20 protein-coding genes and 1 riboswitch are annotated in these 19967 nt (G+C 64.4%); of the genes, 5 read left to right on the top strand and 15 right to left on the bottom strand.

Annotated features, from left to right (window positions below):
• The first annotated feature begins 2 nt into the window (after positions 1-2).
• Both LLJ08_RS00590 and LLJ08_RS00585 read left to right on the top strand, forming a co-directional pair.
• On the top strand, positions 3-2144 hold the full coding sequence (locus LLJ08_RS00590) for a lipase family protein (protein ID WP_228207955.1): 2142 nt from the start codon (positions 3-5) through the stop codon (positions 2142-2144).
• 1339 nt (positions 2145-3483) lie between these two features.
• On the top strand, positions 3484-3690 hold the full coding sequence (locus LLJ08_RS00585; protein WP_228207954.1) for a hypothetical protein: 207 nt from the start codon (positions 3484-3486) through the stop codon (positions 3688-3690).
• A gap of 21 nt (positions 3691-3711) precedes the next feature.
• Here LLJ08_RS00585 and LLJ08_RS00580 read toward each other — a convergent pair whose 3' ends face one another.
• From LLJ08_RS00580 to LLJ08_RS00565, 4 genes are read right to left on the bottom strand one after another with little or no spacing between them, the layout of a single operon-like run.
• Complete coding sequence (locus tag LLJ08_RS00580; RefSeq protein ID WP_228207953.1) at positions 3712-4173, bottom strand: DoxX family protein; 462 nt, start codon at positions 4171-4173, stop codon at positions 3712-3714.
• A gap of 9 nt (positions 4174-4182) precedes the next feature.
• On the bottom strand, positions 4183-4959 hold the full coding sequence (locus LLJ08_RS00575) for an HvfC/BufC N-terminal domain-containing protein (RefSeq protein ID WP_228207952.1): 777 nt from the start codon (positions 4957-4959) through the stop codon (positions 4183-4185).
• Positions 4956-5783 (bottom strand): MNIO family bufferin maturase, encoded by an 828-nt coding sequence (gene bufB, locus LLJ08_RS00570; RefSeq protein WP_228207951.1) that lies wholly within the window; start codon positions 5781-5783, stop codon positions 4956-4958. The genes LLJ08_RS00575 and bufB overlap by 4 nt, the downstream gene beginning before the upstream one ends.
• A 16-nt stretch (positions 5784-5799) precedes the next feature.
• Positions 5800-6072 carry a BufA1 family periplasmic bufferin-type metallophore gene (locus LLJ08_RS00565; protein ID WP_023444060.1) on the bottom strand — a complete coding sequence of 91 codons (273 nt, stop codon included), beginning with the start codon at positions 6070-6072 and terminating at the stop codon, positions 5800-5802.
• 191 nt (positions 6073-6263) lie between these two features.
• On the opposite strand from LLJ08_RS00565, the gene LLJ08_RS00560 reads away from it, so the two are divergent.
• Genes LLJ08_RS00560 through LLJ08_RS00550 form a run of 3 tightly spaced genes read left to right on the top strand, consistent with a single transcriptional unit; the run spans position 6264 to position 8447 of the window.
• Positions 6264-6833 (top strand): sigma-70 family RNA polymerase sigma factor, encoded by a 570-nt coding sequence (locus tag LLJ08_RS00560; RefSeq protein WP_228207950.1) that lies wholly within the window; start codon positions 6264-6266, stop codon positions 6831-6833.
• The gene (locus tag LLJ08_RS00555; RefSeq protein ID WP_228207949.1) at positions 6830-7471 is read left to right on the top strand and encodes an NrsF family protein; all 642 of its coding nucleotides are present in this window, start codon (positions 6830-6832) and stop codon (positions 7469-7471) included. Before LLJ08_RS00560 ends, LLJ08_RS00555 begins: the two co-directional genes overlap by 4 nt.
• Before the next feature lie 58 nt (positions 7472-7529).
• Positions 7530-8447, top strand: coding sequence for a LysR family transcriptional regulator (locus LLJ08_RS00550; protein ID WP_228207948.1), 918 nt, complete (start codon positions 7530-7532; stop codon positions 8445-8447).
• Between the two features lie 286 nt (positions 8448-8733).
• Here the strand turns inward: LLJ08_RS00550 and LLJ08_RS00545 are convergent, their stop codons facing one another.
• From LLJ08_RS00545 to mdcA, 11 genes are all read right to left on the bottom strand, one after another.
• Entirely contained in the window at positions 8734-9993 is a 1260-nt protein-coding gene (locus LLJ08_RS00545; RefSeq protein ID WP_228207947.1) for a D-amino acid dehydrogenase, read from the bottom strand.
• A gap of 159 nt (positions 9994-10152) precedes the next feature.
• Positions 10153-10240, bottom strand: a riboswitch (glycine riboswitch).
• A gap of 172 nt (positions 10241-10412) precedes the next feature.
• Positions 10413-12335, bottom strand: a complete 1923-nt coding sequence (locus LLJ08_RS00540) for a HAMP domain-containing methyl-accepting chemotaxis protein (protein ID WP_228207946.1) — start codon at positions 12333-12335, stop codon at positions 10413-10415.
• A 79-nt stretch (positions 12336-12414) separates the two neighbouring features.
• On the bottom strand, positions 12415-13179 hold the full coding sequence (gene madM / locus LLJ08_RS00535; RefSeq protein ID WP_101276791.1) for a malonate transporter subunit MadM: 765 nt from the start codon (positions 13177-13179) through the stop codon (positions 12415-12417).
• Positions 13180-13182: 3 nt separating this feature from the next.
• Positions 13183-13581, bottom strand: a complete 399-nt coding sequence (gene madL / locus LLJ08_RS00530; RefSeq protein WP_014818589.1) for a malonate transporter subunit MadL — start codon at positions 13579-13581, stop codon at positions 13183-13185.
• A 120-nt stretch (positions 13582-13701) separates the two neighbouring features.
• Positions 13702-14628, bottom strand: coding sequence for a malonate decarboxylase subunit epsilon (gene mdcH / locus LLJ08_RS00525; protein WP_228207945.1), 927 nt, complete (start codon positions 14626-14628; stop codon positions 13702-13704).
• On the bottom strand, positions 14625-15242 hold the full coding sequence (locus LLJ08_RS00520; RefSeq protein ID WP_228207944.1) for a malonate decarboxylase holo-ACP synthase: 618 nt from the start codon (positions 15240-15242) through the stop codon (positions 14625-14627). Before LLJ08_RS00520 ends, mdcH begins: the two co-directional genes overlap by 4 nt.
• A 71-nt stretch (positions 15243-15313) precedes the next feature.
• The gene (gene mdcE / locus LLJ08_RS00515) at positions 15314-16099 is read right to left on the bottom strand and encodes a biotin-independent malonate decarboxylase subunit gamma (RefSeq protein ID WP_228207943.1); all 786 of its coding nucleotides are present in this window, start codon (positions 16097-16099) and stop codon (positions 15314-15316) included.
• Entirely contained in the window at positions 16096-16962 is an 867-nt protein-coding gene (locus LLJ08_RS00510; RefSeq protein ID WP_228207942.1) for a biotin-independent malonate decarboxylase subunit beta, read from the bottom strand. Before LLJ08_RS00510 ends, mdcE begins: the two co-directional genes overlap by 4 nt.
• Complete coding sequence (locus LLJ08_RS00505; protein WP_003281886.1) at positions 16955-17254, bottom strand: malonate decarboxylase subunit delta; 300 nt, start codon at positions 17252-17254, stop codon at positions 16955-16957. The genes LLJ08_RS00510 and LLJ08_RS00505 overlap by 8 nt, the downstream gene beginning before the upstream one ends.
• Before the next feature lie 2 nt (positions 17255-17256).
• Positions 17257-18129 (bottom strand): triphosphoribosyl-dephospho-CoA synthase, encoded by an 873-nt coding sequence (locus LLJ08_RS00500; RefSeq protein ID WP_228207941.1) that lies wholly within the window; start codon positions 18127-18129, stop codon positions 17257-17259.
• Positions 18129-19796: a malonate decarboxylase subunit alpha gene (gene mdcA, locus LLJ08_RS00495; protein WP_228207940.1), complete on the bottom strand. Its 1668-nt coding sequence runs from the start codon at positions 19794-19796 to the stop codon at positions 18129-18131. Before mdcA ends, LLJ08_RS00500 begins: the two co-directional genes overlap by 1 nt.
• Positions 19797-19967: the final 171 nt, after the last annotated feature.

The raw sequence follows: 19967 nt of genomic DNA, 5'->3' as shown, positions 1-19967 counted from the left end.
GGATGACCGGAACAACAGAGCAACTAAGCTGCCCTTTGAAAAACGCTTGGGTTAGCTTCCGCCTTGTGGATGAGCATGGAGAGGGCTCACCTTACGCTGGATTGCCTTACAGGCTATTTGATAATCAAGGCCAAGTTAACGAGGGGCTTTTAGATAGCGATGGCTTCGCTCACATAACGGATGTACATCCTGGCATTATGGTGCTCGAACTATCGCAACCCGCAACGACCTTCATTAATCCTTGGTACGAAGAGCTTTCTATTAGAGAGGTTTTCAAGGTACCGCTGACAGCTATACAAATCGCAGCGGAACAATCACCCGCAGGGCCTCGACGCACTGATGGACAAACCTATCTAGCGCGAGAACGCGCAGCAAAAGAAGACGCTTATTTCATACGAGCCGAAGTCAGCGATTTCGTAGCGAGCAAAGGTCATCTTCCGACACCAGACGAAAATTGGACGACACCATCGGCACTAAAACAAAACGCAGGCTCAGCAGCAGACCAGCCAGGCGTTGCTCTTGGTTGTAACAGGCGCCATGTCATCGAGATAAAGGCGCTACGTGCCTACAGTCCGTTGCTTTCCCGCGGCGCTGATTTCTGCGCGCTGAATGCCTATCACCTTGCGGTCATGAGCGCTTTCGCCTACGCCCCATTCAGCACCTCTACCAATCCTTACTCTTCAGCACCGCCACCCTATTCAGCGCTTGGCAGCATCGGACACGTATTTCAGAACCAGCTAGGACGCCGGATTCAGCCAACACAATTCAACACCGCGTCCCCCTATCACCTACTCTGTGAAGAAGTGCCTTATTCGAAGCGCCTCGAAATCATGCCTTACGATCCGGCGCGCTATGAAAAGGAAGCACAGGAGGGCTGGCGAAATCCCGAAGATGTGCACTTCTTGCACGATACGGATAACGAAACAAGTACCAACACCCAAGCGTTCATCACCCATAACGACAAGATCGTATTGATTTCCGTCCGCGGTACACAGGAGTTTCTGGCCGACGCCAGCCGAGATGCAGATGCCCGCCAGGTGCCATACGAAGAAGGTGAAGGCCAAGCACACCGCGGCTTCTACAAAGGATTTCAGGCTGCAAAGCCATTCTTAGAGCGCTACCTAAACGCCTTTTATACCGGCGAACAAACGCTGATCATATGTGGCCACAGCTTAGGCGGGGCCATTGCACTCCTACTGGCCGAATGGCTACGGCGCAAGCCCACCAAACCTAAGGTAATCCTCTACACCTTCGGCGCCCCACGCGCGGGCGACGCAACCTTCGTCAAGGCCGCCCGCCCTCTTGCGCATCACCGTATCGTCAATCACAACGACCCAATACCTGCGCTTCCACTGCCGTGGATGGATGCCGAATGGAGGCTGGCACTCCCCGGTGCAGCTCTGGTGTATAGCTCACCGGCTCTCGGCATTGCGCTGCTGCTCGCGGGCATCGTGAACCTTCAAGGTGATCCCTACGAGCATCACGGGGAGCAATGGCATTTCATGCCACGCAAGCCCGGCGCGGGCAGCGAGACGGCGATTCTGTGGCAGCCGGGCTGCGCGATGATTGCCGAGCAGACCTGCGCTCGTACCATCGGCGAAATCGGTCTGGATGGAGATATGCCGAAGCGCGTTGCGCTCGCAGGTTCTCAACATTCGAGCGACAGCGGCTATGCGCGAGCGGCGCTGGCCAACCTGCTGCGCTGGACTGTCAGCGTAGAGCAGCGCAACGGCAGGCTGTTCACCGACGCTGAGGTTCACGACATTTATGCCCAAGTCCTGAGTACCGCGCAGCTGCTGGAAAGCTGGCAAGCGCGCTCCTTCAATGAATTCCGCTGGGAGATCAGGCGCAGGGGGGTAATGCGTTTCTACGGCAAGACGGATCTTGAACTGCGCGCCATCTACGCCGATGCGGTGGAGCAGGGCGAACGCGTTCGAGCCGAACAAAGCCCCGCATTGTCTCGCGCACAGCAGCGCCTGCTTGCTCAGGCGGAGCGGATGGTGTCAATGCGCAGCGTCTTTGGGGAGCACGCGGAGCGGCCGGACCTGCCGGAGCTGGTCGAGCAATGGCGTGCTATTGAGGACAACCAGAATGTGGAACGGCTGGCTACCAGCACGCCACGAAGCGCCGGGGCCATTGCCTAGCACTCGCTGGGTCGCCTGACCCTTTCAATCATCAATATCCGAAACTACGACAGCATCAAGACTACGCTCGGCCTATCTACAAAATCGATCCTGCATAACGCTTCTGCGATTACTGAAAGAGGCGAGGCTCCGTAGCTTGGGCAACGGATCAATGCGGGCGGAGGCGCAGCAGGAGATATTGCAGGAGCCAAAGTAGCCACCGCTTTTGTAGGAGGGATCGCGCTTGCGTTCGACGTGACGTTCGGAGCTTCTGCTCTCGCAGTCACCGCAATCGCTGGCGCTGCTGCCGGGGCCTATTACGGCGGGTCGGGCGGCGGAGGCTTTGGCGAATATGTCGGCGATATTATTTATCAAAGAGTGAACAGATGAGCGACGTTTCGATATTAGAACGAATTTTCTTTCTCGGGTGGCTAGTGCTATTCGTAGCCGGCGGATTCAACGGAATCTACATCTGCTTCCATGGTATTCGTCGACTTGACCAATACTTTTCTCAATTAGCAAATATTGAATGGGAGTCACATAACCCCTTTGATAGTATCTGTCGAATGCATCGATATAGCTTTCAATATACTTTTGGCGTAAAACGGCCAGATATTAGCAACGGCATAGCCGCATGGCTTTATTTTACGTGCATCAGTCTTATTATTTATTGGATAAGTATGTTTATCGGCTTTCTTGGCCATCAATTCGGCATAAATATTCTTGAATGACCGCTCTTAGCGCGTTCATACACATGAGTTTTTGGCAACCACAAGATGAGTGACGCCTCGATACTTGAACGAATCATAGTTTTTTCTTGGATCCTGCTTGCCGTCATTGGGGGCTTCAACGGGATCTACATCTGCTTTCATGGAATTCGCCGACTCGACCCATATTTTTCTACTAAACCCAATGTAGAATGGGAGTCGCATAGTCCCTTTGATAGTTTTTGCCGAATGCATAGATATAGTTTTCAATATACCCTCGGCTTAAAACGACCAGCTATTGGTAACGGCCTAGCCGTATGGCTTTACTTCACTTGCATCAGCCTTATAGTTTATTGGATCAGCATGTTTATTGGTTTTCTTGGCCATCAATTTGGAATAAGCATCTTGAATTGAATTGCTATCAGAAAATACGTTAGCGACACTTCTATAATCGGCAGGTTTAACTTCTTCTGGCGCAATAGCTGAAAACCGAACGCGCGACTAGCGATTCGAAGGCTACCCATCCAAGCAGGCACAACCGTTCGGCAGCCAAAGGCTGGCGGCCGATGAACGGGCAGGGATTAAGCCTGCTGAAGTGACAAAATGACATCACAGCTGCGGATGCAGCCCTTCCGATGATCAGAGTCACTTTCATGTCCGCCAATCGCCGCTATTCCATCATCCTCGACCACACCGGCCAGGTCCTGCTCGAGCAGGCCTCGCTTGAGCAGGTCGAGGCGTTCTGGGACGCCAATGATGCCCTTTACTTTGGTCTGCGCATCGAAGACGCGCAGAGCGATCACGCCACCGTGTTTGTCACCGATGAGATTCCTGAGGATGAAGACGTCGTGCCTGCCTGACATGGCGACTCCAGGCCGGCGCTAGCGAATCCCCAGCAGGTGATCGAGCGAGAGCCGGCCGGCGCCTCGACCTATCAGCAGTAGTAGCAGCGCCGCCCAGCTCAGGTGAGTCGACCAGGCGTCCGGGTAGACGAACAGCTGGATCACCAGCGTCATCAGCAGCAGTGCCAACGCCGACAGCCGCGTGAACAGGCCGAGCACCAGCAGCAGCGGGAAAAGATGCTCGGCATAGGTCGCCAGGTGCGCCGCGATGGACGGTGGCAGCAAAGGCAATGCGTATTCGCTGCGAAACAGCTCGAACGTGCCCGGGGTGATGTCCAGCACCCCGTTCACTTTGGTGCGCCCGGAGAGCAGGAAGATCGCCGCGATGGCCAAGCGTGCCAGCAGATTCAGCAGCGAATCGCCGAGCAGTTGCTGCAACCGCTGCGCGACCGCGTTCCATTGCTGACGCAGACGCAGCGGCAGGTTGTGCATGGCGTTCATGACGATTCCTCATGTGGATGGCGTCGTCGGCACCAGCGCGGCGAACGCGCCTGCCGCCAGCAGCCGGCCTAGCAGGTCGTTGAAGTCGAGTTGCGGTTGAGCCGCCAGCGCCTGTTCCGAGGCCTGCTCCAGCGAGCGGCCAGCGGCACAGGCGTCGAGAAATGCACAGCCGGCGCGTTCGAGTGGCTGCCAGCCGATGCGGCCGGCGCTTCGGCTCAGCAGTACCCCTTCGCCTTGCCAGACCAGCTCTGCCGGCACCACACGTCCTTCACGGGTGCAACTCCAGATGCTGAAAACCGGCAGCTCGGTTAACCACCGCCAACGCAGCGCAGCGCGCGGAACGAGCGTCTGCCGGGCCAACTGCTCCGGGGTTTGGGTCGCCAAGGCAGCGAGGGCCACAACGGGTTGTTCCACGGCGCTGAATACCTCTAACCAGAGCCGGTCCAGCTGCGCGACACCAGACAGATAGGGAAGCGCGAGCGCCGGTTCGAAATCCTGCAGGAAGGCCGGAAAATTCTCGCCGTACTCAAGCAACGGGCCACTGCGCGGCGGCATCTCGCGAGCGTACAGCGTCGCGGCGGCGGCAAACCATTCCTCCCCCACCAATCGTTCGACGGCAGGGAAATTGGCGCGCAGCGCATCGACACAGCCCTTGGCCAGCGTATTGCGGTACACGGCGAAACCCGGCTGCCCGACCAGCGCAGCGACCTCGCCCGCCGCACTGCCGGGCGCGTCGGTCAGCGCCGCGACGAAGGCGTCCTGAAATGCCGCCAGCGAGCCGCTCATTGCCAGCCCCCCACTTCATCGAGCGTCTGCTGGGCACGAGCGCGCTCGACCATTAGCGTCTCGAAAGCCGGCAGCTGGTCGTCGCGCTCGATCAACGTCGGGCGCGGGCCGATACGCTCGATCAGTTGCCGATAGAGCGCCCAGACCGCCGCGTCCACCGGTGCATCGTGGGTGTCGATCAGCAGCGAGGATGCGTCATCCTGGCTGTGCCCGGCCAGGTGGACCTCCATGATCGGCGCGGCGGGAAAGCGCCGCAGGTAGGCGGCCGCATCGAAGCCCAGGTTGTGCGCGCTGACCTGCACGTTGTTGACGTCCAGCAGCAGGCCGCAGCCGGTGCGCTGGCTGAGCTCGGCGAGAAAATCGATCTCGTCCCACTGGTGCTGCTCGAAGCGCAGGTAATGGCTGGGATTCTCGATGGCGATGCGCTGCCCAAGCATCTCCTGGGTGCGCTCGATATTCGCCGCGATTCGCCTCAACGCCGCCGTGGTCCGCGGAAAAGGCAACAGATCAGGATGGTAATTTCCGCGCCAGCTCGACCAGGCCAGGTGTTCGGAGATCAACGCCGGCCGCACACGTTCGGCCAGCGCCTTGAGCCGCTGCAGGTGCGTCTCATCCGGCGCACAGTCGGCAGCCAGCGACAGCGACACACCGTGCAGCGACAGCGGGTGCTGCGCGCCCACTGCCTCCAGCCAGTCGAGCCGTGGGCCGCCGCCGACCATGTAGTTTTCCGGATGGACCTCGAACCACAGCCCGTCCGCCACGCAGGCGCAGGCGTCCGTGTAATGCTCGGGTTTTAGCCCTAGTCCTGCTCCGAGAATCTGCATGGCCGGCACGCTAGGCTCAGCGCTCGACCGGCGTCAGCGAGCCCATTCCCTTGGGCGTCTCGATCGAGGTGCAGGTACCGACGGGCACCAGTTTCCAGGCGTTGCCTTGGTAATCGCGCTTGGAACTGCCGGCGCAACTGGTGCCGGCACCGGCCTTGCAATCGTTCTGTCCGGCCAGCGCGACGCCGTAGCATTTTTCCATGTCGCCTTTGTCGTTCTCGCCTGCCTGAGCGCCAGCGGCGATCGAAGCCAGGGCAATGGCGGCAGCCGCAAGGTTGAGAGCCTTCATGTTGGATTCTCCGCAATCGTTGAGTGGCCATCGGCGAATCTGCAGATGGCTCGTGAGGTAATTCGCTGCGTCAGTCGTGGTGGTTACAGTCGGCGAAAAATTATTTTGAGATTTTCTCGCGACGTCCCTACCGTGACCCTGGCCGACGGGCGGCGGACATTTCGCGGTTCCACCTGTAACCAGAGCAGCCGATGGAACGAACTACCTCTCAGGAGACACTCCAGGCCCGCGAGAACGAGCTGCGTGCGCTGCTGCTGCGCGGGCTGGATGGCGATGCGAAGGCCTACCGGGCATTCCTCGACCAGCTCGGCGGCCATCTGCGCGGTTTTCTGCGTCGCCGCCTGTCGCAGTCGAGCGAGCTGGAGGACGTTCTGCAGGAGGTACTGCTGGCGGTGCACAATGCGCGGCAGACCTATCGCGCTGAGCAGCCGCTGACGGTCTGGGTGCAGGCGATCTGTCGCTACAAGCTGGCCGACCACTACCGCACCCGTGGCCGTCAGGCCGCGCAAACGGACTGGCTGGACGAGGCCGACAAGCTGCTCGCCGTACAGGACAACGCGCAGGCCGAGGCCCGCCGCGACCTGGGCAAGCTGCTCCAGCAGCTGCCGCCACGCCAGCGACTACCCATCGTTCACGTCAAACTGGAGGGCCGCTCGGTGGAAGAAACTGCGCGTCTGACCGGGCTTTCCAGCTCGGCGATCAAGGTCGGCATCCATCGCGGGCTCAAGGCCCTGGCGGCGAAGATTCGAGGTGGCGCATGAAAACCGATGACCTGATCGCCCTACTCGCCAGCGAGGTTGCACCGGTGGACCGGCACGTCCTCGCCAAGCGCTTCGCCACGGCGCTGCTGTGCGGCCTGGCCGGCGCGCTGTTGCTGATCGTGACCGCGTACGGCATTCGCGCCGACCTGGCGACCATCGCCGGGACACCACTGTTCTGGGCCAAGCTGGCACTGCCGGCGACCCTGCTCTTCGGTGCCCTGTTGCTGACCGCGCGCATGGCCCGCCCCGGCACGCAGGTGGGTCGTAGCTGGGCGCTGCTGGCGGCGCCAGTGGTGATCGTCTGGGTCGCCGCGCTGGCGATCCTGCTCACGGCCCCTGCGGAGTCGCGCGTGTCGCTGCTGCTCGGCGACACCTGGCGCGAGTGCCTGGCGAATATCGCGCTACTGTCGATTCCCGCCCTCATCGCCGCGTTCTGGGCGTTGCGCGGGCTGGCGCCGACGCGCCCGCGCCTGGCCGGCGGTGCTGCCGGCCTGCTCGCTGGCAGCATCGCCGCGCTCGCCTACAGCCTGCACTGCCCGGAGATGGCGGTGCCGTTCTGGGCGCTCTGGTACCTGCTCGGCATCTTGCTGCCCGGCGTGCTCGGTACACTCCTCGGGCCGCGCCTGCTGCGCTGGTGAGGCGCCGCAGTGCGCCCTCGTCCGGCATAATCGTTGACCCGCCCGCGGAGCCGAAGCCATGCAGATCGACGAAGAACTGACCCTGAAGAAGCTGGAAGTTTTTCTGGCCTTCATGCGCAGCGGCAATCTGGGCAAGGCCGCGGTGGAGCTGAACACCAGCAACGTCAGCGTGCACCGCGCCATCCACTCCCTGGAAAGCGCGCTGCGCTGCCCGCTGTTCAAGCACGAGGGGCGCAACCTGATCCCGCTGGAAAGCGCCTACGTGCTGGAAGAGCGCGCCCAGCAGCTGATCAAGGACGTGCTCGAGACGGTGCGCCAGACCCGCGAAGCCGCCGGCTTTTCCGCCGAACGTTTCAAGCTCGGTGCGCTGTATTCGCTAACGGTGAAGACCGTGCCGCAGCTGATCATGGGGCTGAAGCTGCGCCGCAGCGAACTCAACATCGACCTGATCCTCGGCTCCAACGTCGACCTGCTCTACAAGCTGAAGAACATGGAGCTCGACGCCATCCTGGTGTCGCTCAACGAAAGCGTGGCCGACCCGGACTGCGCGCAGGTGCAGCTGTTTTCCGACGACATCTTCCTCGCCGCGCCGGCCGACTCGCCCTTCGCCAATCAGAGCGAGGTGGACCTCAGCGACCTGCGCGACGCCACTTTCATCACCCTGTCGCAGGGCTTCGCCACCCACCAGGACGGCAACCGGGTGTTCCAGCTGGCGGGCTTCGAGCCGAAGGTGGCGATGCAGGTGAACGACATCTTCACCCTGCTCAGCATGGTCAATTCCGGGGTCGGCTACGCGCTGCTTCCGGGGCGCGTGGGCATGGTCTACGAATCGCGGGTGCGGCTGATCCCACTACAGGCGCGTTATCACCTGCAGCAGCATATCGGCGTGGTGTTCCTCAAGGCCAAGGAGCGCGACCCCAACCTGCTGGCGCTGCTCGCCGAATGCCGGATGTACAGCCTGAAACACCCGAGCTAAGGCGTCGGCATATGGCCAGCCGGATCGGCATGATCGGCGCCGCAGCGGTGGAAGAGGCTTCGCCGTCTTCCACCCTACGACCGCTGTGTTGGGCGACGTAGGGTGGATAACGCGAAGCTTATCCACGCAGCCTTTCGCAACGACGCCGAGTCGCGATACGGACACTCAAAACCGCACGCCGGAAAGCACGGCCTGCGCCGAGCGTGAAGGTAGCCACACCGTGGGTGCAGAGCCGGCACGAAACGGTGGAAGAGGCTGCGCCGTCTTCCACCCTACGACCGCCGCATTAGGCGACGGCTGTCTGCCCGGATGCGACCGGAGCCGGCCGGCCCAGGCTTTGCGCCACGACGTCACCGATCATGTCCGCGGTGATAGCGCTCAGCGTCCAGCCAAGGTGGCCGTGGCCGGTGTTGTAGAACACACATGGCGCGCTGCCGCGGCCGACCTTGGGCATCATGTTCGGCATCATCGGCCGCAGGCCGGCCCAGGGCACTACGCTGCGGGTGTTCACACCGGGGAAGCACTGGTTGACCCAGTCCACCAGCGGGCGGATGCGATCGGCACGGATGTCGCGGTTGTAGCCGTTGAACTCGGCGGTGCCGGCGACGCGGAAGCGGTCGTCGCCGAGGCGGCTGCTGACCAGCTTGGTTTCATCGTCGAGCAGGCTGACGATGGGTGCCGAGGCACGGCTGACTTCGTCGGCCAGGTTGACCGTGATCGAGTAGCCCTTGACCGGATAGATGTTCACCCGGTCGCCGAGCTGCGCGGCGAGATCACGGCTGGCGGTGCCGGCGCAGATCACCAGGCCGTCGAACTCCAGCCGCTCGCCACCGGCAACGCCGCCCAGCGTCACGGTAGCGCGCTTGCCGTCAGTGGCCACCGCCTGCACGTCCTCGCCATACAGGCAGCGCACGCCGAGCCGCTCGATCGCCGTGGCCAGGCCATGGGTGAACTTGTGGATGTCTCCGGTGGAATCGCACTCGGTGAAATAGCCGCCGTAGTAGGTGCCGGCCAGGGTCGGTTCGATGGCGCGCATCTCTTCCGGCGTCACGCTGCGCCGCGGCAGGCCGCCTTCGGCAAGCAGGCGCGAGACCAGCCCGGCATGCTCGAAACCGGCCTTGTCACGGTAGATGTGCAGGATGCCCTTCTTCTTCAGGTCGAAGTCGATGCCTTCGGCTTCTGCCCAGGCGAACAGGTGCTCGCGCGCGGCGATGGCCAGGCGTGCGGTTTCGATGGTGTTCTGCCGGTAATTTGGGATCGAGCCGATGAACTCGGCGAACCAGGAGAGCTTGTGCCAGCTGGGCTTGGGATTGACCAGCAGCGGCGCATCGCTCTTGAGCATCCACTTGAGGCCCTTGACGATGGTCGACCAGTGGTTCCAGACCTCGGCATTGGAGGCCGATAGCTGGCCGCCGTTGGCGAACGAGGTTTCCATCGCCGCGTAGCGGTGCTTTTCCAGCAGGGTGACCGAGAAGCCGCGCTTGGCCAGGGCATAGGCGGTGGTGACGCCGGTGATACCGCCACCGATGACTGCGATTGTTTTCATTGTTGTCGCTCCAGAACGTCAGGGGGTCATAGCCCGTGCGCCCAACGCGCGGCGGGCGCCCCCTCTGTTCTGGACCTGAGAGATTCACGAGCGCGTGACGGCTCGCTTGCTCCTTCGGTGCGCCCGGCGACGAAAACCGGGCGGCTCTTCAGAGTGTCAGCAGTGATAGCGGTCCTTTTGCCTGAGAGTTTCCGGGGCGGTTGCTCCTTCGGCGCTGCCATGCGGCAGTCTCTCCCGCAATCACATCGATTCGCGTCGACCGCCAGCTGTGGCAAATCGTCACACAATCGCAGAGACACCCTGCCAGAAAAACCTACCGCTGTAACCCCCGACGTTGGGCCGAGGAGACGAGAGGCCGGGCAAGGGCGCAGCAGATCGCACCCCGCACCCCGCACCCCGCACCGGCTGTGCGGATCGCTTCAGACCTGGAAGCGCGCGGTCAGCTCCTGCAGCTCGCTGCCAAGCCGCGCCAGCTGCACCGTCGAGGCCGCGGTCTGCTGCGCGGCGGCGGCCGACTGCTCGGCCACATCGCGCACGCTGAGCACGCTGCGGTTGATGTCTTCGGCCACCGAACTCTGCTCTTCCGACGCCGTAGCGATCTGCATGTTCATGGCCTGGATGGTCGAGATCGTGCGGGTAATGGCCTGCAACTCGTCGCCGACATCACGCGCCAGCCTGACCGTCTCATCGGCCAGGCCGCGGCTGCTGTCCATCAGCGACGAGGCATGCAGCGCGCCCTTCTGCAGATTGCCGATCAGCTCCTCGATCTGCGCCGTCGACTGCTGGGTGCGCAACGCCAGGCCGCGCACCTCGTCGGCCACCACGGCGAAACCGCGACCGGCGTCACCAGCGCGGGCCGCCTCGATGGCGGCATTGAGGGCGAGCAGGTTGGTCTGTTCGGCAATGCCGTTGATCACCGTGAGCACGGTGCTGATGCCCGCCGTTTCCTGGTTCAGCTGCGCCATTGCCTCGGCCGACAGCCCGACCTGGGAGGACAGGCGGTCGATCTGCGTCAGGGCCCGCTGCACCACCACATCACCCTGCGCCGCCTGGCGGTCGGCATGCTGTGCGGCGCTGGACGCCTCGTCGGCATTGCGCGCCACCTCCTGCACGGTCGCGGCCATCTCGTGCATGGCGGTGGCGACCTGATCGGTTTCCAGGCGCTGGCTCTGGATGCCCGCGCTGGTCTGTTCGGTCACCGCCGAAAGCTCCTCCGCCGCGCTGGCCAGCTGGCCGGTGATGCCGCTCATGCGGCCGATCAGGTCACGCAGATTGTCCCGGGTGCGGTCCAGCGCATCGAGTAGCTGGCCGAACTCGTCGCTGCGCCGCTGCCGCGGCTGCTCGGTCATGTCGCCTGCACCGATGCGCGCGGCGATCGCCACGGCCTGGGCCAGCGGTTGCGTCAGCTGACGCACGATAAGCCAGCTGATCAGCAATCCCAGCGCCACCGCCAGCAGCGTGATTGCCAGCAGCAGCGCCTTTTTCTGCCCGGCTTCGGCGCTGCGCTTGTCGGTCTGGGTCTGCACGATTTCGCTGGTGTTGCGGTAGATGCTGTCGAAGATGCTCTGCATTTCTTCGCGCGCCTGCGCCTGGGCGGCGACGATTGGTGGCAGCTGGCCGAACTGGCGGATATAGGTCGCCACCGAGTCACGCAGAGGCTGCAGATCGACGCCGGGGGTACCGGCCAGCTGGGCATCCAGCCTGTCCACCGCCGCCTGCAGCGTGCTGAACTGTTGCTGCAATTGCTGCAGCGACTGCTCGGTCTCGGTCATCAGGTAGCCGCGCACCATGAAGCGCACCATGCGGTTGTGCTTGGAAACTTCACCGGCCTGCAGGCCGATGGCTGCGCTACGCGGATCCTCATGCATGACCGGTGCGTCCGGCGTGCCGGCCCAGCGCGCCTCCAGCTCGGCGATCAGTGCATCGGACGTGTTGCCGGCCGCGACCCAGCTGCTGCGCGTCTTCACCTTGCGTTCCCAGAGTCCGGCCAGCTCGAGAAAGCGCTGGCGGTAGTGCTGGGCCTCACTGGCGATGGCGTCCAGGCGCTGCAGGTCCTGCGGATCGCTGAATTCAGCCTTCTGCTCCTGCACCAGCTCGACGACCCGGGCCACCGACTGCTCGACCGCTTCCACATGACGGGGATCGCCACGGGTCTCGAAGCTGATCTGGGCGTAACGGATGCGATTGGCCTCGTCGAGCAGCCTGGCTGCGCTCTGCGCCTTGTCGCTGCGAGAGATCAATGCATCCATGCCATAGATACCGATCAGTGCGACGGCGATGGTCAGTGCCAGAACGGCGGCGAAGCCAAGGGCCAGTTTGTGGCTGACCTTGAGAGAGTTCATCTTTCGGCATTCCTTGATGAACGCAAACGCGCCCTGACGGGCGCGCTGCGTATGGCGGGGAACTACAGCGGGGGTCGGCTCAGCCCAACAATCCGCGCATGACGAAGAACAGCAGCGATGGTCCGAGCAGGCAGCCCAGCGCGGTGTAGAAAGCCGCGGTCAGGCAGCCGTAAGGCACCAGGCGGGCATCGGTGGCCGCCAGGCCGCCGGCCACACCGCTGGAGGTACCGATCAGACCGCCGAAGATCACCGCCGCACGGGGGTTGTTCAGGCCGATCATCGGCGCCACGAACGGCGTCGCGATCATCACCAGGATTGCCTTGACCAGACCGGCAGCGATAGACAGCGCCATGACCTCTGAACTCGCACCAATCGCCGCGCCGGTTACCGGGCCGACGATGTAGGTCACAGCGCCCGTGCCGATGGTGGTCAGGCTGACCGCGTCGGTGTAGCCGAACGCCATGGCCACCGCGACGCCGGCGATGAAGGAGGAGAACACGCCGACGAACAGCGCGAGCACGCCCACCAGACCGGCGCGCTTGAGCTCCTCGACGCTGACGCCGAAACCGGTGGCGACGATGGCGAAGTCACGCAGCATGGCGCCGCCGAGCAGGCCGATGCCGGAGAACAACGCGATATCCACCAGGCCCTTCTGCCCGCCGGTCACCACGCCGCCGATGTACGACAGCAACAGGCCGATGAGGATGGCGACCGCCGAGCCGTGCAGGCGGCCCTTGGTGAGCTTGTCCGACAGCCAGTAGGAGATCCACATGGTCGCGCCGATGATGGCGAAGCCGCTGATCAGGCCGTAGCCGGAGATCACTTTCATCAGAGATTCGTACATGGATCAACCCTCCGTGGTCAGTGGCTTGGCTTCATCGGCTTCAAGCTTTTTTCTGCCGATCCGGTCGAGCACCGGCACCAGCGCGAAGGCCACGGCGACAGCCGCCACACCGGCGAGAATGGCCATCGGGCCGCCGCTGAGGGCGCCGTAGACGTTCTGTTGCGCCGCCATCGCGACCACGATCGGAATGTATACGGCACTCCAGAATTTCACCCCCTGTTCGGTCTCCATGTTGAACAGGCCGCGCTTCTTCAGGTAGCTGCCGAGCAGGATCAGCAGGACCATGGCGATACCCACGCCGCCGACGTTTGCCGGTACGCCCAGCAGCTTGCCCAGCAGCTCGCCGGCGAAAATGCCGGTGAGGGTACACAAGGCCAGGAAGGCCACACCAAAGATGATCATTGTTCTTGTCCTTTTTGGTTACGCCGCCTGCAGAGGGCTTGGCGCGTGTTGTCGAGGTAGTTGTTTTTATCCATCGATCAGCCGCGAGTAAGGCTTGCTCGCGCTGAATGTGCACGCGGTCTATCGGCTCTGGCTGCCCTCCTGACGCAGCAAGGCGTCCAGTGTGTCGAGCCGGGCGCCGTCGAATGCGGCCAGCGTACCCTGTTCGAAAACCCGTCGTGCCAGGCCGGTCAGTACCGAGCCCGGGGGCAGTTCGATATGCAGACGCACACCGCGTTCGTAGGCGGTGCGCAGGGTGCCGTGCCAGTCGACGACGCGGCACATGTTGAAGGCCAGATCGTCGCGCAGGCGCTCGATATCGAATATCGGGCGTGCGGACGAGCTGCTCAGATAGCGAGCTTGCGGAGCGCGCAGGCTGACGTCGGCGAAGGCTTCGGCCAGCTCACGCGCCGGCTGCTCGAGCAGCGCGCAATGCGAGGGCACGCTCATCGCCAGGCGCCGCGCACAGGAGGCGCCGAGAGCCTTGGCGCGGGCGGCGACTGCGGCCATGGCGGCGTCGCTGCCGGCGATGACGAGCTGGTTGTCGGCGTTGATATTGGCCAGGTAGGCGGGCTCCCTGGCCTCCGCCAGCAGGCCCTCGACCGTGCCCAGCGACAGGCCGAGGATGGCGGTCATGCCGTAGCCGTGCGGGTAGGCCCGCTGCATCAGCTCGCCACGCAGCGCAACCAGTCGCACCGCATCGCGATAGTCCAGCGCCCCGGCGACCACCGCCGCGGCGTAGGCACCGATGGACAGCCCGGCGACATAGTCCGGCCGCTGGCCATCACGCATCAGCAGCCGCGCTCCGGCGACACCGGCAATCAGCAGGCAAAGCTGCACGGCACGGGTCGATTGCAACGCGTCGGCCGAATTGAGCAGCAGCGCATCCTCACCCAGCACCGCACTGGCTTGCGTCAGGCATTCGTGCACTTCGGGCTCCTGCGGCAGGCGCTGGAGCATGCCGGGTTTCTGCGCGCCCTGGCCGGGAAAGGCGAACAGGCTGCTCATGCCGCACGCTCCGCTTGCCAGGGATCGCCAACCAGCCGGGGGCCATCCGCGGTCTTGACCAGCACCCGCGCGCCGTCACCGGCCCATTCCCTGAGCGCCACACCGCCCAGCGGGGTCTCCAGCTGCAGGTCGACGCGGCAGGCGCGGCGTTCCAGCAGCTGCAGCAACGGGCGCGCCTCGCTGCGTGGCAGCGGATGTTCGGTTCTGAGCAGCAGATCGAGATCGCTGTCCGGGTGCGCCGTCGGCAGCCCGGTGGCGAGTTGAAAACCGGCCGATCCGGTGACGCCCCAGGCGTGGCCCAGCGCATCGAGCAAGGGGCGTAGCTCGGCGAGCACGCGGAACACCGGCAGATCCTCACTGGCCTGTCGAGCAAGCAGATCTTCCGGCGCCAGCCGATGACTGATCGCCTCGACCGGCATCAGCGCGGCCAGGCGTTGATCACGCGTCGCCCCCCGCAACCCGACCGCAACCAGGCCGGCAGCCACACGCGCACGCCGCACCACCACCGGCTGGCCAGCGGCGAGCACAGCGACCGCCCAGGCGGGCGCATCGGCCGGCAGCTGCTCGGGACGCATGCCCCAGAGCAGGTCGTGGGGGCGGGGAGTGTCGTGCATCTACAGCCTCCTCGTGATTGTTGTTGTCGAGTCGCTGATGGGTTCGGCGGATACGGCCGCTCAGGTGTTCGCTACCACTGCGCGCGCAACAGCTCGCGCACCCGCGACGACGCCTCGCGATTCGACGCGCCCAGACGGCCGCGCAGGTCGCTGCTGCCGCCGATGTCCGCCACCGCCTTGTTCAGGCAGTCGCGCACCCGCTGCAGGTCGTCCGCCGAGGGCTGCTCGATGCTGTCCACCGAAAGGGTTTCCCAGAGCAGGCCGAGGGTCGCGTAGTTGTCGATGTCGTAAGCCATTGGCGGCACTGATTCGGCCAAGGCTTCCAGCTCCTCGACGCTGCGCAGGGTGATGCGCGCCGCGGCGGCCTTGCCCATGGCATGCACCATCACGCCCGGATCGCGCAGGGCGATGATCCGCTGGGCCTGATAGCCGTGCGCGAGAAAGGCACCAGACATGGCCTTGCCCACCAGCAGCGCGATCACCGGATGCCCGGCCAGCCGCGCACGGGCATAGCCGTCCACCGCACCGGCCAGCGCCTGATGAATGCCCAGCGCCTCTTCGCGACGGCCGTAGGCCTGGCTCGGCACGTCGACCACGGCGACCACCACACGCTTGTCCGCCTTGTCGCGATCGGCGGCGATCACCTCGTCCAGCGCCTGGCCCAGCGCCCAGCCTTCGAGCAGGCCGACCTCGCCGTTGCGCGCGCGCGGGAAGGGATTCTCGGCATCCGGCACCACGGCGATATAGCGGGCGGTACGATCACCGAGGGTGCCATCGACCACCTTTACCGAGGCCGGATAGCCCGCCAGTACCTGACCGCCGGCCAGGGCTTGCAACCAGTTCAGTCCACGGCTCATTGGACATCTCCTTCGTAGAGGGCACGCACGGCGGCAGCATCGAGCTGCGTGCGGGTATCGACGTCAGCCAGCCGTTGGAGGAACCAGGCGTAGCGGCGGCTGCGCGGCTGCAGCGGCTTGCCGAGTGCGAACAGCTCGTGCAGCTGCGCGCGGATGGCATCGGTGTCGTCGGCGACGTAGGCGTCCACCAGACCCGAGGCGTAGCGCTGCTCGCCGCCGGTCAGGCTCCAAATGAACGGACGGTCACGCGAGTCGTACTCGTCGAGCCCGGCTTCCTGCTCGATCACCTGCGGACCGTTGAGACCGACGCGGGCCTCGCGGGTGACGACCAGATAGCTGCACAGCCCGGCGGCGATGGACATGCCGCCGAAGCAGCCGACGGAACCGGCGACCACGCCGATCACCGGCTGGTAGTCGCGCAGCTCGACGATGGCCGCCTGGATCTCGGCGATGGCGGCCAGGCCCAGGTTAGCTTCCTGCAGGCGCACGCCACCGGTTTCCAGCAGGAGCACGGCGCGGGTCGGGATGCCGTTGCGGTTGTCTTCAGCAGCCAGTTCCAGCGCGCCAGCGATTTTCGCGCCGCCGACCTCGCCCATGCTGCCGCCCTGGAAGGCGCCTTCGATGGCGGCGATCACCGCTGGCTGGCCGTCTATGGTGCCTTTGGCCACCACCACGCCGTCGTCGGCCTGGGTGACGATGCCCTGCTTGGGCAGCCAGGGCGAGGTAACGCGATCGAACGGATCGAGCAGTTCGCGGAAGCTGCCTTCGTCCAGCAGCGCGCGGGCACGCTGGCGGGCACCAAGTTCGACGAAGCTGCGCGACTCGAGTAAACGGGCCACGGTGTTAGCGGACACATCAGTCATGGCCGACCTCCTCCAGTCCCTGCTCCAGGCGCAGACGCACTACGCCGGGTGTGGCCCCAAAATCGTGAATATCGATGTTCAATGCTGGTGGCGTCTGCTCGCGGAACATCCGCTCGAACAGGCTCTTCCAGCGTTGCTCGGCACCATTGACCGAGGTGACTACCTGGATCGCCAGCTTGCCGGCCTGGCCGGGCTCCAGCAGCACTTCCAGATCGCCCGAGCCGACCACGCCGACCAGGGCCTTGCCACGGGCGGGTTGCCCGGCGGCGAATTCGAAAGACAGGGTTTCCATGTTCAGTTGCTCCCAGTCGGCGCCGGCGCATGCTGCGCCATGCGGTCGAGGAAAAGGGTGGCGGCCAGGAGGTCGGCGGCGCCGCCCGGCGAGGCGTTGAGGGCGAGCATGTCGCGATCAAGCAGGCGCAGCTGGCGACGGCCGGCGAGGCTGGCGGCACCACCGGCTTCGAGCACGGCGCGGGCACCGGCCTGCATGCTGGTCAGCCCTTCAAGACCGGCGCGATGCAGCACGCAGGTGTCGGTCAGGCTGCTCATGATCGCCAGCAGTGCATCGAGCCTGGCGTTCTGCTCGCCGGCGCCGGCGCGGCGACTGGCCAGCAGCTGCGGCAAGCCGTGCACGATGACCGCGGGAAAGCCGTGTTGGGCCTGTTCGCGGGCGCCGAGCACGCCGTAGCGACGGCAGACCCGCGCGCCATGGCTGTCCGGGTTATGCGGTGCAGCCGGATCGTCCAGCCGCGCCAGGGCGGCCGCGCTGGCGGCGATCCCGCCAGCCGAGGCGCCGCTTTCCAGCATCGCCGCCGCGCTGAGCAGCCCCAGCGCCCAGATCGCGCCGCGATGGGTATTGACCCCGGCGGTGACGCGCAGCATCTCCGCTTCACCGTCGCGGCCCAGTTGGCCGAGGGTTTCACGCAGCGCCTGGCTGACCCGACCTTCGCTCCGCGCCGCATCGGCCATGGCGGCAAAGGCCGGCCACAGCGACTGCGCCGAGGCGTGCATCAGCCCCAGATGCAGATCGCTGTGCGCGCCACTGCCGCGCCGGTCGACCAGCCCCGGCTTGGGCGACAGATCGGCCTCGTCGACCAGCGCCTGCACCGCCAGATCGGCCAGGCGCTCGGCCGCGGACGGCGCCTGTCTTGCAATGAGTGCGCTCATCACCAGCTCCTGAACTTGGCAGGCGGGCTGTAGAGGCCGCCGGACCAGTCGACCAGCTCGGCGATGCTCTTGGCGGCGAGCAGCTCGCGGCTGGCGTCGTTGCGGCGGATGCCGAGGTCTTCCGGTAGCGCGATCAGCCCTTCGCGGCGCATGCGCTCGGTGTCCTTCGGGTTGTGCCGCAGGCCGATGCTGGTGACGCCGGCCACCGCGGCGATCATCGCCTGGCGCTCTTCCAGCGAGCGGGCCTTGTACAGGTAGGCGATGCCTTCCTCGGTAAGCAGATGGGTGACGTCATCGCCGTAGATCATGATGGGCGCCAGCGGCATGCCGCTCTTCTTCGCCACCTCCACCGCATCGAGCTGCTCGACGAAGGTGGGTTTGCCGCCTTCCTGGAAGGTCTCGACCATCTGCACCACGAGCTTCTTGCCGCGCTCGAGCAGGGTCACCGGGGCTTCGCCGCCGGGCATGGCCATGTCCAGCCAGGCGGGTGTCGGGTGACGGCGACCGCGCGGGTCGTGGCCCATGTTCGGCGCACCGCCGAAACCGGCCAGGCGGCCGCGGGTGACGGTGGAGGAATGCCCATCACCATCGACCTGCAGGGTGGCACCGATAAACAGGTCCACCGCGTATTGCCCGGCCAGCTGGCACATCATGCGGTTCGAACGCATCGAGCCGTCGCGGCCGGTGAAGAACACGTCCGGGCGCTGGGCGATGTAGTTCTCCATACCCAGCTCGGTGCCGAAGCAATGCACGCTCTCGACCCAGCCGGTCTCAATCGCCGGGATCAGCGTCGGGTGCGGGTTGAGCGTCCAGTTGCGGCAGATCTTGCCTTTCAGGCCCAGCGATTCACCGTAGGTCGGCAGGATCAGCTCGATGGCGGCGGTGTTGAAACCGATGCCGTGGTTGAGCGACTGCACGTTGTGTTTTTCGTAGATGCCGCGGATCGCCATCATCGCCATCAGCACGTGCACCGGCTTGATGTGGCGCGGGTCGCGGGTGAACAGCGGCTCGATATAGAACGGCTTGTCGGCCACCACGACGAAGTCGACCCAGCTCGCCGGAATGTCCACCCGCGGCAGCTCGTCGACGATTTCGTTGACCTGGAAGATCACGATGCCGTCGCTGAAGGCGGTCGGCTCGACCAGCGCCGGGGTATCCTCGGTGCTCGGCCCGGTGTAGATGTTGCCGTGGCGGTCGGCCTGAAAGCCGGCGACCAGCGCAACGTTGGGGATCAGGTCCACCAAGAGGCGCGAATAGAGTTCGATGTAAGTGTGGATGGCGCCGACTTCCAGCAGGCCGTCTTCAAGGAGCTGGCTGATGCGCAGGCTCTGCGGACCGGCGAAGGAGAAGTCCAGTTTGCGTGCGATCTGCCGCTCGAACAGATCCAGGTGCTCGGCGCGGCTGACGCTCGGCATGATCATGTGCAGGTCGTGCAGCTTGCCGGGGTCGGCCTTGGCCAGGGAGCGGGAGAGGAAGTCCGCCTGCTTCTGGTTGTTGCCCTCGAGCACCACGCGATCACCGGGGGCGATCAGCAGTTCCAGGGCCTCGACGATCCGCTCGCTGGGCAGCACCACGCCATCGGCGAGGCTGCGCACCTGATCGAGACGCCGGGCTTTTTCAGCGCGACGACGCGACCACTGCGGCGGTGGGGAGATTGTTGTTGTCATGGCGACTCCACAGTTTTTCCGCTTGTGGAGCGCACAGTAGGGACGTGACCGAAGGGTCATCAATCAAGCAGCGGACGCAATCGTTACGTTTGGGTTAACGATATGTCTGGACGGCCGGTTTGCTGGGGATGCAGCAGGCGCGGCGCGTTGCACGCCACGCCTCCTGGAGCC

Source organism: Stutzerimonas chloritidismutans (assembly GCF_020783375.1).
GTDB lineage: Bacteria > Pseudomonadota > Gammaproteobacteria > Pseudomonadales > Pseudomonadaceae > Stutzerimonas > Stutzerimonas kunmingensis.
The sequence above is the reverse complement of the archived record's forward strand: the minus strand, read 5'-3'. Positions and strand labels throughout refer to the sequence as shown.

Coding starts and splice junctions, on each gene's coding strand:
- LLJ08_RS00575 (WP_228207952.1), bottom strand. CDS start 4,959: ATGAGCGGCTCGCTGGCGGCATTTCAGGACGCCTTCGTCGCGGCGCTG.
- mdcH (WP_228207945.1), bottom strand. CDS start 14,628: ATGAGCAGCCTGTTCGCCTTTCCCGGCCAGGGCGCGCAGAAACCCGGC.
- LLJ08_RS00520 (WP_228207944.1), bottom strand. CDS start 15,242: ATGCACGACACTCCCCGCCCCCACGACCTGCTCTGGGGCATGCGTCCC.
- mdcE (WP_228207943.1), bottom strand. CDS start 16,099: ATGAGCCGTGGACTGAACTGGTTGCAAGCCCTGGCCGGCGGTCAGGTA.
- LLJ08_RS00545 (WP_228207947.1), bottom strand. CDS start 9,993: ATGAAAACAATCGCAGTCATCGGTGGCGGTATCACCGGCGTCACCACC.
- mdcA (WP_228207940.1), bottom strand. CDS start 19,796: ATGACAACAACAATCTCCCCACCGCCGCAGTGGTCGCGTCGTCGCGCT.
- LLJ08_RS00510 (WP_228207942.1), bottom strand. CDS start 16,962: ATGACTGATGTGTCCGCTAACACCGTGGCCCGTTTACTCGAGTCGCGC.
- LLJ08_RS00505 (WP_003281886.1), bottom strand. CDS start 17,254: ATGGAAACCCTGTCTTTCGAATTCGCCGCCGGGCAACCCGCCCGTGGC.
- LLJ08_RS00550 (WP_228207948.1), top strand. CDS start 7,530: ATGCAGATCGACGAAGAACTGACCCTGAAGAAGCTGGAAGTTTTTCTG.
- bufB (WP_228207951.1), bottom strand. CDS start 5,783: ATGCAGATTCTCGGAGCAGGACTAGGGCTAAAACCCGAGCATTACACG.
- LLJ08_RS00500 (WP_228207941.1), bottom strand. CDS start 18,129: ATGAGCGCACTCATTGCAAGACAGGCGCCGTCCGCGGCCGAGCGCCTG.
- LLJ08_RS00580 (WP_228207953.1), bottom strand. CDS start 4,173: ATGAACGCCATGCACAACCTGCCGCTGCGTCTGCGTCAGCAATGGAAC.
- LLJ08_RS00555 (WP_228207949.1), top strand. CDS start 6,830: ATGAAAACCGATGACCTGATCGCCCTACTCGCCAGCGAGGTTGCACCG.
- LLJ08_RS00560 (WP_228207950.1), top strand. CDS start 6,264: ATGGAACGAACTACCTCTCAGGAGACACTCCAGGCCCGCGAGAACGAG.
- LLJ08_RS00590 (WP_228207955.1), top strand. CDS start 3: ATGACCGGAACAACAGAGCAACTAAGCTGCCCTTTGAAAAACGCTTGG.
- madL (WP_014818589.1), bottom strand. CDS start 13,581: ATGATCATCTTTGGTGTGGCCTTCCTGGCCTTGTGTACCCTCACCGGC.
- madM (WP_101276791.1), bottom strand. CDS start 13,179: ATGTACGAATCTCTGATGAAAGTGATCTCCGGCTACGGCCTGATCAGC.
- LLJ08_RS00540 (WP_228207946.1), bottom strand. CDS start 12,335: ATGAACTCTCTCAAGGTCAGCCACAAACTGGCCCTTGGCTTCGCCGCC.
- LLJ08_RS00565 (WP_023444060.1), bottom strand. CDS start 6,072: ATGAAGGCTCTCAACCTTGCGGCTGCCGCCATTGCCCTGGCTTCGATC.
- LLJ08_RS00585 (WP_228207954.1), top strand. CDS start 3,484: ATGTCCGCCAATCGCCGCTATTCCATCATCCTCGACCACACCGGCCAG.